Here is a 14,552-nt window from a genome sequence, read left to right as displayed (position 1 = left end):
CCTTGTATGTGCGAGGAAGGGCTTTCGATCGTATTGTCCGGACATACTACCAGTGGAAGAACATTACAGGAAGGAGATGATCCAGGTGTTTTTCGCTCATCACTGGACAGCGCTTGCCTTGGCTGTCCTGGTTCTCAACTGCTCGGGAATGGTGCTGGCCGACCCTCTGGCAGAGCAGCCGGCGGGTTATGAGGAAATCAGCAGGTATGAGGTAGACGTAACAGGGGACGGGAAAAACGATCAGGTCAAGCTGCTCGGCAAGCGGTTCGAGCAGGCCAGTCCATTCTTTCAGTCGCTGCTGGTACATGTCGATAACCCTGTTACGCAAAAACAATCCGTCTTTACCGCTGAAGGAGGCTATGGGCCCAAACTGGAGTTCTGTGACTTTACCGGCGGCAAGGTAAACGAGATTCTCCTCTCCGCGGATACGGGGGGAAGCGGCGGTATTGTGATCTACTCGCTCTTTTCTCTCAAGGGGGACAATCCGGTGACGCTGACGGTTCCTCCCCCGTTGACCATTGACGGCCAGTTTGCCGACAAGTACAAGGTGAATCTGACCATGAAGGAGACAAACAAGGCCTATACAATCGATCTGCGCGACAGAAGGCAGCAGTATGATCAATTGGGCCTCTATCGGAAAGAAAAGCTGGTGAAGCCGACCGGCGTCATGCCCAATGCGTACCATCTGTTAAAGCCGGTAGACTCAAATCGGGACGGGGTGTGCGAACTGCAGGGAGTGCAGCGGGTGGCCGGCGTGGCGAACGCGGATACAATCGCCTACGTCACGTCTTTATGGAAGTGGCAGGAGGACAAGTGGATGCTGCAGGACGTATCAGTGCAAAAGGCAGATCAGTGAACGGGAACCACCTATTGGCGATGAGCTTTCCATACTCATTTCCTTGTAACAGAATTCGCCCACATAGCCGATGTAAATAGAAAAAGAGAAAAGGAGCAGCCATCATGAGTAAACTTCCGTTTGCATCCTGGTTTGGGGAAAAAAGCAAGAACAAGAAAGGCTCTCTGTTGGGAGATGTCAGCCTCGATGGCGGACAAACACAGATAAAGGTTGACACTGAGCTGTCCAGACAACTGGACATGATTCAGTTTCGTCAGGAAGATCTGGCCGTGGCCAGGGCGATTCAGCCGCTGGTCAGTCAAAACATTGATAAAATCGTTGGGGTCTTTTATGAACAAATAGAGCAAGTGCCATTGTTGATGGACATCATCGACCAAAACAGCACGATTGAACGGTTAAAGGGGACGCTGACCCGTCACATCACAGAGATGTTCAACGGTAAAATCGACAGCGATTACATCGAGCAGCGCCATCGGATTGCTCACATCCACCTGCGGATCGGGTTGGAGCCGAAGTGGTACATGTCCGCGTTTCAAAACCTGCTGATGTCCCTGGTGGAAATTCTCGACGAGGCGATCGCAGACAAGAGAGAGTTCGTTCGGGCTATCCAGGCGGTAACGAAAATTTTGAACATCGAGCAGCAGATTGTTCTGGAAGCGTACGAGAACGAGCACGAACGGCAAAGAGTGGAGGCAGAGCGGAAAAAGGATGAATTGCGGGGCGTGCTGAACCAATCGGCTCATGAACTGGCGGCGGTATCGCAGGAAACCAGCGCTTCCGTGCAACAGCTGACAAACCAGGCGACGGAAGTGCTGAAATTCGCCGAAAACGGCACGGCGTATTCCTCCAAGGCACAACTGCTTTCCGAAGACGGCAAAGAAAAGCTGGAACAGCAACAGGAACAGATGGCACTCATCCAGCAGAGTATGAACCGAATTGCTTCCGAAATGGGAACCCTGGAGGAGATTTCGCAAAAAATCCGCGGCATTGTGGATGTGGTTACAGCGATTGCCGAACAAACGAACCTCTTGGCGCTGAACGCCGCTATTGAAGCGGCTCGTGCCGGGGAACAGGGAAGAGGTTTTGCGGTCGTCGCCGATGAGGTTCGCAAGCTGGCGGAACAGACCAAGCAATCGGTTTCGGGCGTAACCCAGCTGATTGAAAAGACCAGTGCGCAAACGGAAAATCTGTCCGTCATCGTCAGAGAGATTCAACACCTCGTCGTCTCCAGCTCGTCGATGATGAACGAAACGAACCTCTTTTTTGTGGAAATTCTGTCCGCTGTTACCCAGAGCAAGGAGCAGAGCAATCGGATTCAGGAAGAGCTGGAAAGCTTCTCCAAGGTAATGACGGAGCTTAATCATGCAGTCTCCCAGGTAGCCGTATCCGCCGACCAGCTTTCGGAGGTTACTGACAACTTGTAAACGTAAAAACCACTATTCTGGCCAACAACCGGAATGGTGGTTTTTTTAGTGTATAAGCTTTTTTTTACAGCCGTTTTCCCTTCAACAGCCGATTGACGGTTTCCCGTCGAAGGCCGATAAACTGGCCGATTTCTTCCTGAGTCAGTAACTCCGAAAGGGAATAGTCTCCCACATACTGTCGAAACCACTGGGCAAACAGCTCCATTTTATCGGCAGGGGAGGCGGCAGTCAGCTGGTCAATTCGCTGCTGCATCAGACGCAGTTTGGACTGCAGCTGGATCGCAATGTCCCGATATCGAATCGGATTTTCCTCCAGCGACCGGTACCACCCTCTTGGTTCGATCACGTCCACCTCGCTCGTCACCAGGGCCACCGCGGTTCCATGGTACTCTTTCGGAGAGAGAAGGGAGTGGTGCGGAATCATTTCTCCGGGCACCAGGATGTTAAACATAAGCTCACCGCCGTTCTCCTTCAAGCGCACCACTTTAAACAGCCCTGACTTGATGAGATAGAGGGGACCGGTTTCTCCCTGGCGAAAAAGAATTTCCCCCTTGTGCAAAATCACTGGAATTCACCTCTTCTTTGACTGCGATGGTACTGGAAAATGCCCCTCATTGCAAGGAGCGTATTTTTTTGTGTTACAATGTAAAGTTAGTGTCACGTTTCGGAAGAAAGAAGGATTGTCATGTGGCCAAAAGGAAAAGCCAGCAAGATTTTGTTCGGACTGGCCGTTGCCGCTTTTCTCGGACCGTTTACCCAAACGGTGTACACTCCGAGTTTGCAGGCAATCGGACATGATTTTCAGGCCAGTGCCTTTCTCGTCAACCTGACCATCTCCCTGTTTACGTTGATCCTGGCCGCCAGCCAGTTCCTCGTAGGTCCGTTGGCTGATACAAAAGGGCGCAGGGCCACACTGCTGCCGGGATTGATTCTGTTCGTCACCGGTTCGCTGATCTGTTTTTTCTCTTCGTCCATCTCCATGTTTCTGGCAGGCAGGGTCATTCAGGCGCTGGGCATTAGTACCGGCTCTGTCGTCGCAGCGGCAGTGATTGGGGATATCTACCCGCTTAATGAGCGGGGACAGGCGATGAGCACCTATCAGTCGATGGTGTTTCTCGGACCTGTGCTGGGGCCTGTCATCGGCAGCTTCTTGTCCGCCTTTTTTGACTGGCAGTGGCTGTTTCTGGTGTTGGCGATAGCCGGGCTGCTCGTGTTCGGGTACAATCGGACAGTGCTGCCGGAGACCCTCCGGGAGGGAATTGTTCCGGTTAAAATTACGCCCGCCACCTTCGCCGCCATCGTCCGCCATCGGTCGGCATTTGCCATATTATTCTTGGGATTCTTTCAATTTTACGGCTACTACGTGTTTTTGGTCTTTCTGCCTCAATTGCTGACCGACCTGTTTCAGATTCCGCTTGCTGTGAAAGGATTGTTTTTTGTTCCATTGACAGCGGGGATCGTATTGGGAACGTATCTGGGAGGCAAATGGCAGAGGGTCTGGAGCCACCAGCGGATTCTCAGCTTCAGTTCCATTGCCATTGGAGCGGCTGTCTTCCTGTTTTGGATGATGCTGCAGATGCACGCGTTGAGCATCCCTGCTCTCATCGCCTTTTTACTGGCGTACGGCGTATTGCTCGGCAGCAGCCTGCCGGCCCAGTCTACGCTGTTAATATCGCTGTTTCAGCGGGAAAAGGCGACGGCTATGGGTGTGTACAATTTCGTTCGCTTTACGGGTGCGTCACTGGGGCCGCTGGCAGGAAGCCTGCTTCACGCCTGGGCCGGTGACCGGTTGCTCTACGCGTCGCTGGGTTGTCTGCTTCTGGCTGCTGCCTGGTTTATTCGCAAGAACGTCGGGGATATGTCAAACGACCCTGCTTAAAGGAGCAGGGTCGTTGCTTTTTGCTTCAACGGGTGCTTTCGAAAAACTCCAGCCGCTCGCCGTCCGGGCCGGTGAAAAAGATGTAGCGGGATCCATTCGGCAGTGTAGTCGGCTTGTCATCGAGCAGTGGGATGTCCAACTGTTTCAGACGTTGGATTTCCTCGTCCAGATTGTCCACGCTAAAGGCGATGTGATGCACCTTTCCTTCTTCAGGCAGCCCTGCATTGTATCCATGGATCAGCTCCACCTCTGTCTCGGACGTTCCGGGAAACCCAAGAAAAGCAAGGGTAATCTCCTTTTTTGTAAAATCAGATCGTTGACATTGTATTCTGAATCGATTTAATATTTAGGTATTGTTTTGCATACAGAATACAGTATTCCTATTCTGGAAGGAAATGAACGGCATGAAAAACGTGATTAAGCGAAACGAAACACTTTCGTCCCAGGTCTACGAGTATTTGCGGGAGAAGATCCTGATCGGCGGTTTGACACCCGGGCAAAGACTGGTTGAAGAGAGGATCGTGGAGGAGACGGGGGTCAGCCGCAGCCCGATACGAGAAGCGATTCGGCGGTTGGAAAAGGACGGCCTGGTCGTCGTAAACATGCAGGGTGGTGTAACCGTTTACAAGCCGACGTTCCAGGATTTTACGCATTTGTACGAGTGCCGTCTCAGCCTGGAACCGGCCGCAGCCCGGTACGCCGCGGAACGCCGGTCGGACGAAGACGTTTCCAGGCTTCGTGAAATGATGGAGAAGGTGAAAGTTCTCTCCTATCAACAGGATGCGATGCAGATTCACGAGCTGAACTTTGCGTTTCACCAACTGATCGCAGAAGGGAGCCAAAACCCTTATCTCATGAAAATGATGAAAGATCTCAAGGTGCTGATCTCCTTTTACCGAAACGCGATTCTGCAGGTGGATCCAAAGCGGCCGGAGTCCGTCATGGCGGAGCACGAGGCCATTTTTCAAGCGATTGCCGAACAGAATGGGGAAAGGGCCTACAAGCAGATGGAAAAACACATCAGGAGCGATTATCAGCTTTGCATGGATGCCTACCGACAACTTACCGAGAAAGGAGAGGCTTATGGCCAAACATAAACCGTTGCAGGGTCTTCGGGTACTGGAATTGGGTACGCTGGTAGCGGCTCCGTTTGCAGGAAAAATCCTGGCCGAATTCGGGGCGGAAGTAATCAAGGTGGAGACGCCGGAAGCGGGGGATCCGCTGCGCAACTGGCGGGCCATGCATGGCAATACCTCCGTTTGGTGGTACGTCCAGGCCCGCAACAAAAAGTCGATCACGGTCGACATGCGAATCGCGGAAGGACAAGAGATCGTTCGGTCCCTGGCTCAAGAGGTAGACGTGATCATCGAAAATTTCCGGCCGGGTACGCTGGAGAAGTGGGGATTGGGATACGATACACTGCGGAGTCTTAATCCCGGTCTGATCATGACAAGAATCTCGGGATACGGGCAGACGGGGCCGTACAGCAGCAAGCCGGGGTTTGGCAGCGTCGCTGAAGCGATAGGCGGACTGCGCTTCCTGACCGGCTATCCCGATCGTCCGCCGGTTCGTGTAGGGATTGCCATCGGAGATCTGGCAGCGGGACTGTACGCGGTAATCGGTACGATGATGGCACTGCAGGCGCGCGAGAAAGATCCGGAGAAAAAAGGGCAGATGGTGGATGTCGCTCTGTACGAAGCCGTGTTCAGCCTGCTGGAAGGGATTCTCCCCGAGTATGACCTGAAGGGGTTGATTCGGGAACGGACGGGCAGTACGCTGCCGGGGATCGCCCCTTCCAACACCTATCTCTGTCAGGATGGCAAATACATTGTCATCGGTGCGAACGGCGACAGCATTTTTAAACGGCTGATGCAGGCGATCGGCCGCAGCGACCTGGCAGAAGATCCTCGCTTCGCAGAAAATCAGGGACGTGCTGAACACGTGGAGTTTATCGACCAGGTGATTGAAAACTGGACCAAACAATACCCGCTCAAGGAGGCGCAGCGGCGTCTGGACGAAGCGGCTGTACCGGTAGGACCCATCTACAGCATTGAGGATATCGTCGAGGATGCGCATTACCAGGCGCGGCAGATGCTGGAGACGGTTCAGTTGCCGGACGGGGAGCAGGTGCTTGTCCCAGGCATCGTTCCCAAGTTGTCTGATACGCCGGGAGGGTTGGATTGGATCGGACCTGAGCTGGGACAGCACAATTCGGAGATACTGGAAGGACTGCTTCAGCTTGACCAGGAGACTCTGTCCCGATTGAAAGAAAAGAGGGCGATCTGAATGAGGGACGTTACAATCATTGAGGTAGGGCCTCGCGATGGACTGCAAAACGAGCCCGGGTTCATTCCGACGGACAAAAAACTGCAGCTGATTCGCACGCTGATAGAGGCGGGGGTCAACCGCTTGGAGGCAACCTCGTACGTACACCCGCAGAGAGTGCCGCAAATGGCGGATGCCGCGGAGATCATGGGAGCCCTGTCGGAAGAGAAGGGTGTGTCGCTGAGTGCGTTGGTCCCCAACCTAAAAGGTTTTGAACGGGCACGCGCCCATCGTCTGGACGAGGTTAACTGGGTATCGGCTGCAAGCGAGACGTTTAACGCCCGCAATATCAATCAAACCGTCGAGGAGAATATCCGAGCGTTTGAGCAACTGGTTGCAAAGGCCAAGCAGGAAGGGATCAAAGTGCGCTTCTCCATCGCTACCAGCTTTGGCTGTCCGTTTGAAGGGAGAATCGACCAGGAACAGGTCATCCGCCTGGTTGAACGGGCATTGCAAGCGGGCGCGGATGAAATCGGCATTGCCGACACCATTGGAATTGCGGTGCCCGATCAGGTGTTTCAGCTTTGCAGCCGCGTGCTGCAGATATCCGGAAGCGTGCCGATCGCCGTTCACTTGCACGATACCAGAGGGCTGGCTCTGGCCAATGTCTATGCTGCTTATTCAGCGGGAATCCGCATGTTCGAAAGCGCCGTCGGAGGGCTGGGCGGATGTCCGTTTGCTCCGGGAGCGGCGGGCAATGTGGCAACGGAGGATGTCGTCTATCTGTTTGAGCGCATGAAGGTTCGCACAGGGCTTGATTTTTCAAAACTTTTGGACGCTTCTGAATTGGCGGTAGGCCTCTCTCAGAGAAAAGCGCTCGGGAGAATTCGCCTGGTGGAAGATAAATGGAACCCAACATTTCACTTTTAAGGAGGAATTTCAGTGAGTATGAAGAAATGGACCAGCCTTTTGTTGACAGTAGGATTGGCAGGAAGTTTGCTCGCCGGTTGCGGAAGTACGGCGGCTCCTGCCCAAAGCGGAAGCACAACCACACCTGCCCAGAGCGGAAGCGCGTCCGGCGGAGAGGGTTATCAGCCGGTAACCATTCGCCTGGCTTATAACCTTCCACAGGACCACCACATTTCCAGAGGAGTGGAGGACTTCGCCAAGAAAGTGACGGAGCGCTCCGGCGGCAATGTGAAGATTCAGGTGTACCCCGCCGGACAACTGCTGAGTGACAAGGAAATGAACCAGGCCATTCTTACAGGAGGCGTGGAGATGGGAGTCAACTCCGCGACGCTGTGGGCGTCAGTCGTTCCAGCGATGGGGATTTTTGACGTGCCGTACGCGTTTCCTACATATGATCTGGCAGGCAAGGCGCTGTCCGGCGAGATCGGCACCAAGCTGAACGCGGAGATGGAGAAAAAGGGTGCCAAGGTATTGATGTATGCCGACTACGGGTACGCGCAGTTTGCCAATAACGTGAAACCGCTGACGAAACCGGAGGACTTCCAGGGACTGAAGATCCGCAGCATCGGCCAGATTCCATCCGCGATGATTCAAGCGTATGGTGCCGCTCCTGTTTTCATGGGGGCCGGAGAGGTATACATGGCGCTGCAGCGCAAAACGATCGATGGTGCGACGTCAGGAACCACCGCCATGTTGCAGCGGAAGTACGACGAGGTTTCCAAGTATTTGACGATCGCCAACTACTCGTACCTGGAGTTTTTGCTGGCGGTTAACAAGAAGTTCTGGGACGGCTTGCCGCCCAAGACACAAGAATTGCTTGCCAGCACTGCCAAGGAGACGGAGCAGTGGATCCGCAGCCAGGCCGAACAGGAAGACAAAGCGACGGCTGAAAAGCTCAAGGAAAAGGGAATGGAAGTGTACGTGGTGCCGGAGAGCGACATCCCGCTCTGGAAGGAAGCGGCCAAACCGGCTTGGGACGAATTCCTGAAAGTCTCCGGTGATCTGGGGAAACAACTGCTGGATGACGTGCAGAAAATCAAGTAATGAGTAGCGGTGAACGGAGGAGGCACATGAAGCTGTTTCAATGGTTGTACAGGGGGCTGGACAAGATCATTTACTGGGGAGGAATCGCGGCCGGCGTGTTCATCATCCTGACAACCGGTATGATTTTTTACGAGGTTGTGTCCCGTTTCCTTTTCAATGCACCAACGACTTGGGCGACAGAACTGACCATCTACGCGATCATTGGCAGTTGTTTTGTGGGAGCGGCCTATGCGCTCCGGGAAGACGCCCATATCAAAGTAGACCTGCTGCTGCACAACGTACCCGCGCACGTGCGTAAAATCATGCTGATCGTCTCCAGTGTGTTGGGCCTGCTGTTTTCTGTCGTGTTTACCTGGTTTGGCTGGGAGCACGTGATGCAGTCGAAGGAACTCGGATTTACCTCCGCTTCACTGCTGCGCATTCCGATGTACATCCCGGAGATGCTGCTGCCGATCGGCGGAACGTTGCTCTGCTTTGCCTTTCTTCTTCAACTGGTTGACTACGCGCAGGGAAAGGATGGGAAGGAAGGAGGGGAAGCCATATGAGTCTGTTCTTCGCGGGGGGAATGGCCTCTCTGCTGCTGATCGGTTTGCCGGTGGCGTTTGCGCTGTCCCTGCTGGCAGCCATCGGTTTGTACTGGTTCAACGGCGGTGCGCTGGGATTAAGCCAGCTCCCGATCATCGCCTACAAAGCGTTGGATGATTTCACCGTCAGCGCGTTGCCGATGTACGTCCTGATGAGTCAGATCTTGCTGTTCAGCGGAGTGGGCAGGGAATTGTACGACATGGCGAGCAAATGGCTTCGTCACCTGCCGGGAGGGCTTGGCCTGGCTACCTTGACCTGCTGCGGAATCTTTGCTGCCATTTCCGGTTCCAGCGTCGCCACTGCGGTGACGATCGGAACGGTGGCCATCCCGGAGATGACAGCCCGCGGCTACGATCGGAAAAGCGTGCTCGGCTTGCTTGCAGCCGGGGGGACGCTGGGCATTTTGATTCCGCCCAGTGTGCCGATGATTATCTACGGATCCGTCACTGGAGAGTCGGTGGGCAAACTCTTCATCGCGGGTGTCGTTCCGGGCATCCTGCTGCTGTTGATTTTTATGGTGTACGCGTCCTGGAAATTACGGCATATCAAGGATGAGCCGGCAAGCTGGCCGGAGCGTTGGCAGGCCTCCCGCAAGGCGATTTGGGGTCTGATGATGCCTACGCTGATCATCGGCGGCATCTACACCGGAATCTTTACGCCGACGGAAGCGGCAGCGGCTGGCGTGGTGTTCAGCTTTCTCATCGCTTGGTTGGTTTACCGTAGCCTGACGCTGGAGAATCTGAAGAAGATCCTCCTCTCCACCGTAGCCACCAATGCCATGATCTTGTTTATCATTGTGGGCGCCATGCTGTTCGGGTTTATTCTAACATCGCTGCAGATCCCGCAAATGCTGACCGATTTGGCAACCTCGTGGGAGGTTTCCCGCTGGGTGATCTTCATCCTGATCAACCTGCTGTTGCTCGTGCTCGGCTGTTTCCTGGAGACCGTCTCGATACTCGTAATCACGCTGCCGATTCTCTATCCGATCATCACGTCGCTTGGGTTTGACCCGATCTGGTTTGCCATCATCATGGTGGTCAACATGGAGCTGGCGCTGATTTCGCCGCCGGTGGGACTGAACCTGTTCGTCTTAAAAGGTATCGATCCCAACACGCCAATCGCCACCATCGTCAGGGGAGCGATGCCGTACGCTGTCATCATGCTTTTGTTCATCGTGCTGCTCTCGCTCTTCCCGGAACTCACGACGTGGTTAGTCGATGAAGTGAAATAACGTCCCCCTCTGCCGTAGAAAGGATGCGGCAGAGGTTTTTTGATTGAGTGAAATCAGGGTGTCGGGAAAACCCCCGCGCTCGTCGAAGCCGTGCCCAATTGTTCATGTACCGCATGATAAAACATAGGCATGTACTTCCCGAAAATGAAAAAGTGTCCCCTGGATCGTCAATCGTGTTATAATGTTTGAAACTTCATAACAACCTTCAGGGCAGGGTGAAATTCCCGACCGGCGGTGATGACGTGTAGTCTGAGCCCGCGACTCGTTGACAGGCAAGGTGTGTCAGCGACTGACTTGGTGCGATTCCAGGGCCGACGGTACAGTCCGGATGGGAGAAGGTGAGACAGCCTTTGATAGCCAATCTTTTCGTAAAAATTGGCAATCATCAGGCTTATTTCCCTATGCCCTGATTTCAGATTCAAGGGCGTTTTTTATTTGGGAAAGGGAGATGGCAGTTGAACGACATCCATTATATGTCGCTGGCGCTTCAATTGGCGAAAGGGACGGCTGGACAAACCAGTCCCAACCCGATGGTCGGGGCCGTCGTGGTAAAAGACGGCATCATCGTTGGAATGGGGGCGCATTTGAGAGCGGGTGAGCCGCATGCGGAGGTCCACGCGCTGCGGATGGCTGGCGAAAAGGCAAAAGGAGCGGTGATCTATGTCACGCTGGAGCCGTGCAGCCATCACGGGCGAACGCCGCCGTGTGTGGACGCGGTGATCGCAGCTGGCATTTCCCGAGTCGTGATTGCGGTGCTTGACCCAAATCCGCTGGTGGCGGGGCGGGGAGCGGCGCGTCTGCGGGAAGCGGGGCTGGAGGTAACCGTTGGCGTATTGGAAGCGGAAGCCCGCCGTGTGAACGAGGTGTTTTTTCACTACATTACGACGGGTCGCCCGTTTGTGACGGTGAAAACGGCGAGCACGCTCGACGGCAAAATCGCGACACAAACGGGACACAGCCGCTGGATTACCGGCGAGGAGGCGCGAAAGCAGGTGCATGAGCTGCGGCGACAGCATGACGCCATTCTGGTGGGAGTCAATACCGTCATTGCCGACGACCCGGCGCTGACCGTGCGACTCGATCAGGCGGAAACCGGGAAGCAGCCCGTCCGCGTGATCCTCGACACGCATCTGCGCATTCCGCTGACAGCGCGTGTGGTTTCGGATGAAAAAGCGCCAACGTGGATTTTCACGGCACAGCAGGCCTCCCTGGAGAAAAAAGCGGCGCTTGCAGCCAAGGGCGTACAGGTCATCTCGCTGGAGGCGGAGAAGAAGCTGCCGATCGAACAAGTGCTGGCAACGCTGGGTCAGCGGGGAATCACCTCTCTCTTGGTGGAAGGCGGGGCCGCTGTTAACGGTGCGTTCCTTCAAGCGCAGGCGATCCAGAAAATCATCAGCTACGTATCGATGAAGCTGGTGGGAGGTGGCTCTGCTCCAACGCCGATTGGCGGGACAGGCATCGATCTGATGGGAGACGCTGTCCTGCTTCGGGATATGGAGCTGGAACAGGTGGGCGAACGGGATATCCGCATCAGCGGGTACCCGGTATGGGCTTCGGAACAGACGAAGGGAAACAGGGAGGTGTAGTCCATTGTTTACGGGGATCGTGGAAGAATTGGGCGTGCTGGAGAACGTGACGGGCAATTCTGTCGCAAGCAAGCTTTTGATCAAGGCAGACAAGGTGTTGAAAGGAGTGCAGCTCGGCGACAGCATCGCGGTAAACGGCGTTTGCTTGACGGTCACCTCATTTTCCTCCGCTCACTTCACTGCTGATGTGATGCCGGAAACCATGAAAAAGACGAACCTCGGTCGCTTAAAACGGGGCGAGACGATCAATCTGGAGCGGGCCATGAGGCTGGGTGACCGCTTTGGCGGGCATATCGTTTCCGGCCATGTGGACGGGACGGGTGAAATCGTTTCGCGGGAGCCTCATGCCAACGCCGTATTATTTCGGATCAAAGCAGGCGCCGATCTGCTCAAGTACATGGTGCCGCGCGGCTCGGTGGCGGTGGACGGCATCAGTTTGACCCTGGTTGACGTAACGGCTGCAGGCTTCACGATCTCGATCATTCCCCATACGCTCTCCCATACCAATATGCAGGGAAAGCATCCCGGTGATCTCGTCAATCTGGAGTGCGACGTGATTGGCAAATACGTCGAGCGGTTAATGGGATGGAAAACAACCGAGCAACACCCATCCGAAGCGACAGGGCTTACCATGGAGGTCCTGCGGGAAAACGGGTTTCTGTAAAAGAGAGGAAAGGGAGGAGCGGTTATGCTGGATACCATTGAAGCGGCGTTGGAAGATTTGAAGCAGGGGAAAGCGATCATTGTCGTGGACGATGAAGACCGGGAAAACGAAGGCGACCTGGTTTGCATGGCAGAGGCTGCCACACCGGAGATGGTAAACTTTATGGTAACCCACGGCAGAGGGCTGGTCTGCGTGCCGATAACGGAAGAGCACGCTGCCCGTCTGCAGTTGAAGCCGATGGTGGATGTAAACACCGACCGGCAGGGGACAGCGTTTACCGTCTCCATCGATGAGATCGGTACCCACACCGGCATTTCGGCGCATGAGCGGTCCCGCACGATTCTGGCGATGATGGATGAGACGAAAAAGGCGGAAGATTTTCGCCAGCCCGGTCACATTTTTCCGCTTGTCGCCAAAAGCGGGGGTGTCCTGCGCAGAGCGGGCCATACCGAGGCAGCAGTTGATCTGGCCAAACTGGCGGGCGGATTTCCTGCTGGAGTCATCTGCGAGATCATGAACGAAGACGGCTCCATGGCACGATTGCCGCAGCTTAAGGAGATGGCGAAGCGATTCGGGTTGAAGCTGATCTCGATCGCCGACCTGATTCGCTACCGGATGACCAGGGAGAGCCTGGTGAAACAGGAAATCCAGGTGCGGCTCCCCAGCACCCACGGCGATTTTCGCATTGCCGCCTACACCAATGAGCTGGATGAAAAAGAACACGTCGCCCTGATCAAAGGAGAGATCAAGCCGGATGAACCGGTATTGGTGCGCGTTCACTCCGAGTGCCTGACCGGAGATATTTTCGGCTCGCTTCGCTGTGACTGCGGCCCGCAGCTGCACGCTGCCCTGCAGCAGATCGAACAGGCCGGCAAAGGCGTGCTGCTTTACATGCGCCAGGAAGGGCGGGGCATCGGTCTGATCAACAAGCTGCGCGCCTACAAGCTGCAGGAGGAAGGCTACGATACGGTGGAGGCCAACGAAAAACTGGGCTTCCCCGCCGATTTGCGCGACTACGGGATTGGAGCGCAGATTCTCCGCGACCTGGGTGTCGGCAAAATCAGGTTATTGACCAACAATCCGCGGAAAATCCGCGGACTGGACGGATACGGCCTTCAGGTGGTGGAACGGGTCCCGATTCAAATGGAGGAGCAGCCGCACAACAAGCATTATCTTCATACCAAACACGAGAAGCTGGGACACCTGCTTCAACTGATCAAGGAGTGAGGACAGGATGAAAATATACGAGGGAAATCTGGTAGGTACGGGATTGCGGGTTGGGATTGTGGCCAGCCGATTTAACGAGTTTATTGTCAGCAAGCTGGTTGGAGGCGCGCTTGACGCATTGAAACGGCATGGAGTGAACGAGGAAGACGTGGAACTGGCGTGGGTGCCTGGTGCATTCGAGCTGCCGCTGATCGCCAAAAGGATGGCGGAATCGGGCAAATACGATGCCGTCGTGACGCTGGGTACAGTGATTCGCGGCTCGACTCCGCACTTCGATTACGTCTGCAGTGAATGCGCCAAAGGAGTGGCTTCCGTCGCCTTGACCACAGGAATTCCCACCATTTTCGGTGTCCTCACCACTGATACCATTGAGCAGGCGATCGAGCGCGCCGGTACAAAGGCGGGCAACAAAGGATGGGAGGCGGCTGCCTCCGCCATCGAGATGGCTAATCTGAGCCGGCAGTTTTAATATCACGAAAACAGGAGTCCTCAGGGGCTCCTGTTTTTTGTAAGTACATAGGAATTTATAAAAATCGACATCCAATACAGCCGCTAGGATCGTGTTCGGGGCCCCAGCCGACACCAGCGTTAGCTAGTTTCCCCTGAAAAATTCCTGGGGTAAGTCAAAAACAAAAGGAATTCAGCTCTCTAAATGGAAGTAGTGTTGTCGAGGCAATACATCCAAAAAGAGGGACTGAATTCCTTTCTTCATAAAGAAATTCAACAGTGCTCCTCGAAAATCCTTTTTGAGGTGAGCGATTATGTTAAAACTTCGTAACGAGCAAATCACATTGTGGGATACCCTTCTCCCTGAACCAATCC

The 14,552-nt window shown here is 54.7% G+C and carries 14 protein-coding genes, 1 pseudogene and 1 riboswitch; of the genes and pseudogenes, 13 read left to right on the top strand and 2 right to left on the bottom strand.

Annotation, left to right across the window (positions count from 1 at the left end; translation table 11 throughout):
• Positions 1-85: 85 nt before the first annotated feature.
• Both ACE99V_RS07335 and ACE99V_RS07330 read left to right on the top strand, forming a co-directional pair.
• Positions 86-856: a YybI family spore inner coat protein gene (locus ACE99V_RS07335; protein WP_400490414.1), complete on the top strand. Its 771-nt coding sequence runs from the start codon at positions 86-88 to the stop codon at positions 854-856.
• Between the two features lie 104 nt (positions 857-960).
• The gene (locus tag ACE99V_RS07330; protein WP_400490413.1) at positions 961-2,280 is read left to right on the top strand and encodes a globin-coupled sensor protein; all 1,320 of its coding nucleotides are present in this window, start codon (positions 961-963) and stop codon (positions 2,278-2,280) included.
• Positions 2,281-2,344: 64 nt separating this feature from the next.
• Here the strand turns inward: ACE99V_RS07330 and ACE99V_RS07325 are convergent, their stop codons facing one another.
• Positions 2,345-2,845 (bottom strand): Crp/Fnr family transcriptional regulator, encoded by a 501-nt coding sequence (locus tag ACE99V_RS07325; RefSeq protein ID WP_400490412.1) that lies wholly within the window; start codon positions 2,843-2,845, stop codon positions 2,345-2,347.
• A gap of 120 nt (positions 2,846-2,965) precedes the next feature.
• Between ACE99V_RS07325 and ACE99V_RS07320 the strand changes: the two genes are divergently transcribed.
• Positions 2,966-4,159, top strand: a complete 1,194-nt coding sequence (locus tag ACE99V_RS07320) for an MFS transporter (protein WP_400490411.1) — start codon at positions 2,966-2,968, stop codon at positions 4,157-4,159.
• Positions 4,160-4,184: 25 nt separating this feature from the next.
• On the opposite strand, the pseudogene ACE99V_RS07315 reads toward ACE99V_RS07320, so the two are convergent.
• Positions 4,185-4,463 (bottom strand): annotated as a pseudogene (locus tag ACE99V_RS07315) (VOC family protein); the annotation flags it as partial.
• Positions 4,464-4,563: 100 nt separating this feature from the next.
• Between ACE99V_RS07315 and ACE99V_RS07310 the strand changes: the two are divergent.
• The 10 genes from ACE99V_RS07310 (at position 4,564) to ribH (ending at position 14,199) form a co-directional block, all read left to right on the top strand.
• Complete coding sequence (locus ACE99V_RS07310) at positions 4,564-5,256, top strand: GntR family transcriptional regulator (RefSeq protein ID WP_400490410.1); 693 nt, start codon at positions 4,564-4,566, stop codon at positions 5,254-5,256.
• Positions 5,243-6,445, top strand: coding sequence for a CaiB/BaiF CoA transferase family protein (locus tag ACE99V_RS07305; RefSeq protein WP_400490409.1), 1,203 nt, complete (start codon positions 5,243-5,245; stop codon positions 6,443-6,445). Before ACE99V_RS07310 ends, ACE99V_RS07305 begins: the two co-directional genes overlap by 14 nt.
• Positions 6,446-7,354, top strand: a complete 909-nt coding sequence (locus ACE99V_RS07300; protein WP_400490408.1) for a hydroxymethylglutaryl-CoA lyase — start codon at positions 6,446-6,448, stop codon at positions 7,352-7,354.
• A gap of 18 nt (positions 7,355-7,372) precedes the next feature.
• Positions 7,373-8,437, top strand: coding sequence for a TRAP transporter substrate-binding protein (locus ACE99V_RS07295; RefSeq protein ID WP_400490484.1), 1,065 nt, complete (start codon positions 7,373-7,375; stop codon positions 8,435-8,437).
• A gap of 26 nt (positions 8,438-8,463) precedes the next feature.
• Positions 8,464-8,982 carry a TRAP transporter small permease gene (locus tag ACE99V_RS07290; RefSeq protein WP_400490407.1) on the top strand — a complete coding sequence of 173 codons (519 nt, stop codon included), beginning with the start codon at positions 8,464-8,466 and terminating at the stop codon, positions 8,980-8,982.
• The gene (locus tag ACE99V_RS07285) at positions 8,979-10,253 is read left to right on the top strand and encodes a TRAP transporter large permease (RefSeq protein WP_400490406.1); all 1,275 of its coding nucleotides are present in this window, start codon (positions 8,979-8,981) and stop codon (positions 10,251-10,253) included. The genes ACE99V_RS07290 and ACE99V_RS07285 overlap by 4 nt, the downstream gene beginning before the upstream one ends.
• A 197-nt stretch (positions 10,254-10,450) precedes the next feature.
• A riboswitch (FMN riboswitch) is annotated at positions 10,451-10,597 on the top strand.
• 111 nt (positions 10,598-10,708) lie between these two features.
• Positions 10,709-11,839: a bifunctional diaminohydroxyphosphoribosylaminopyrimidine deaminase/5-amino-6-(5-phosphoribosylamino)uracil reductase RibD gene (gene ribD / locus ACE99V_RS07280; protein WP_400490405.1), complete on the top strand. Its 1,131-nt coding sequence runs from the start codon at positions 10,709-10,711 to the stop codon at positions 11,837-11,839.
• Between the two features lie 4 nt (positions 11,840-11,843).
• Positions 11,844-12,503, top strand: coding sequence for a riboflavin synthase (ribE, locus tag ACE99V_RS07275; protein ID WP_400490404.1), 660 nt, complete (start codon positions 11,844-11,846; stop codon positions 12,501-12,503).
• Between the two features lie 24 nt (positions 12,504-12,527).
• Positions 12,528-13,730: a bifunctional 3,4-dihydroxy-2-butanone-4-phosphate synthase/GTP cyclohydrolase II gene (locus tag ACE99V_RS07270; protein WP_400490403.1), complete on the top strand. Its 1,203-nt coding sequence runs from the start codon at positions 12,528-12,530 to the stop codon at positions 13,728-13,730.
• A gap of 7 nt (positions 13,731-13,737) precedes the next feature.
• Positions 13,738-14,199, top strand: a complete 462-nt coding sequence (ribH, locus tag ACE99V_RS07265; protein WP_400490402.1) for a 6,7-dimethyl-8-ribityllumazine synthase — start codon at positions 13,738-13,740, stop codon at positions 14,197-14,199.
• The last annotated feature ends 353 nt before the right edge of the window (positions 14,200-14,552 follow it).

This window comes from Brevibacillus soli (assembly GCF_044759095.2).
Taxonomy (GTDB): domain Bacteria; phylum Bacillota; class Bacilli; order Brevibacillales; family Brevibacillaceae; genus JBIYSM02.
The sequence above is the reverse complement of the archived record's forward strand: the minus strand, read 5'-3'. Positions and strand labels throughout refer to the sequence as shown.

Bases quoted from the DNA above. Each gene is read 5' to 3' on its own strand.
- ACE99V_RS07305 (WP_400490409.1), top strand. From the start codon at position 5,243: ATGGCCAAACATAAACCGTTGCAGGGTCTTCGGGTACTGGAATTGGGT.
- ACE99V_RS07270 (WP_400490403.1), top strand. From the start codon at position 12,528: ATGCTGGATACCATTGAAGCGGCGTTGGAAGATTTGAAGCAGGGGAAA.
- ACE99V_RS07290 (WP_400490407.1), top strand. From the start codon at position 8,464: ATGAAGCTGTTTCAATGGTTGTACAGGGGGCTGGACAAGATCATTTAC.
- ACE99V_RS07285 (WP_400490406.1), top strand. From the start codon at position 8,979: ATGAGTCTGTTCTTCGCGGGGGGAATGGCCTCTCTGCTGCTGATCGGT.
- ACE99V_RS07300 (WP_400490408.1), top strand. From the start codon at position 6,446: ATGAGGGACGTTACAATCATTGAGGTAGGGCCTCGCGATGGACTGCAA.
- ACE99V_RS07295 (WP_400490484.1), top strand. From the start codon at position 7,373: ATGAAGAAATGGACCAGCCTTTTGTTGACAGTAGGATTGGCAGGAAGT.
- ribH (WP_400490402.1), top strand. From the start codon at position 13,738: ATGAAAATATACGAGGGAAATCTGGTAGGTACGGGATTGCGGGTTGGG.
- ACE99V_RS07320 (WP_400490411.1), top strand. From the start codon at position 2,966: ATGTGGCCAAAAGGAAAAGCCAGCAAGATTTTGTTCGGACTGGCCGTT.
- ACE99V_RS07310 (WP_400490410.1), top strand. From the start codon at position 4,564: ATGAAAAACGTGATTAAGCGAAACGAAACACTTTCGTCCCAGGTCTAC.
- ACE99V_RS07330 (WP_400490413.1), top strand. From the start codon at position 961: ATGAGTAAACTTCCGTTTGCATCCTGGTTTGGGGAAAAAAGCAAGAAC.